The organism is Methylobacter sp. BlB1 (genome assembly GCF_015476545.1).
Classification (GTDB): Bacteria; Pseudomonadota; Gammaproteobacteria; order Methylococcales; family Methylomonadaceae; genus Methylobacter.
In genome coordinates this window covers 1-1,059 of sequence record NZ_JADMKV010000181.1, presented here as the reverse complement: position 1 = coordinate 1,059, position 1,059 = coordinate 1, and the positions used below count along the sequence as shown (strand labels likewise).

General features: G+C 45.9%; 1 protein-coding gene. It reads left to right on the top strand.

Going from position 1 to position 1,059, the window contains the following annotated elements:
* Positions 1 to 137: 137 nt before the first annotated feature.
* The coding region (locus tag IT781_RS21915; protein ID WP_194972292.1) for an ISNCY family transposase at positions 138 to 1,059 on the top strand (922 nt) is incomplete at its 3' end.

Here is a 1,059-nt window from a genome sequence, read left to right as displayed (position 1 = left end):
TGTTAACACCAAGGGACTTTGTCGTACTTTAACTACCAAGCGATTTTGTCGTAAACCCTTACCCAGGGAAATTGACGGATCTATTTGATCAGTGATTTTCTGAATACTCTATTGCACGTATTCAGAGGTCGCGAAGGATGATTCTTATGGATTCAAAAGCCCAACTCACCGTTGATATTATTTCCAAAGTAGCGCAAGGTAAGATAAACATTATCAATGCTGCCAAGCTGTTAAATAAATCCCGCCGGACCATTGAACGCTACCTTCAACGGTATCAGCAAGTCGGTATTCAGTTTATTGTTCACCGCAATACAGGTAGAGTTCCTGCCAATAAAGTCCCTGACAGCCTGAAACGGCAGGTTCAATCGCTCATCAAGGAAAAATACTATGATGTGAATTTACAGCACCTCGCTGAACTATTAGCTACCCATGAAGGCATTCAGATAAAGCGCGAGACCTTGCGTAACTGGGCGCATGACATTCACCATGTGAAGCGAGCCAAACGGCGTCGCTCACAGGTCCGTAAAAGACGAGAAAGAATGGAGTCTGCGGGGCTGCTTTTGCAAATGGATGGCAGTCCTCACCGTTGGTTTGGCAACGAAAAGTCTTGTCTGATTGCTATTATTGACGACGCGACTAGCGAGATCCACGCTCAGTTCTTCAAGTCAGAAACGACTCAGGGCTGCCTGACAGTCATGCGAGACTACATCGAACAGAAGGGACTGTTTAAGGCACTTTATGTCGATAAGGCGGGTATATTCGGCGGCCCCAAACGGTGCAACTTCTCGCAAATGCAGAGAGCGTGTGAGGAATTGGGCATCGAAATACTATTTGCCAATTCTCCGCAGGGAAAAGGCCGGATTGAACGTTCATTTGATACGTTCCAAGACCGCCTCATTCCTGAGTTACGCTTGCGCAATATCAACGATATGCAAAGTGCCAATCGCTATCTGCAAGAAGTTTTTATCCCAGAGTTCTGGCAAAAGACTATCGCTGTCAGAGCTAAGAACGCTACCTCAGAATTTACGCCTGTCCCAGAACATATTAACCTGAACGATA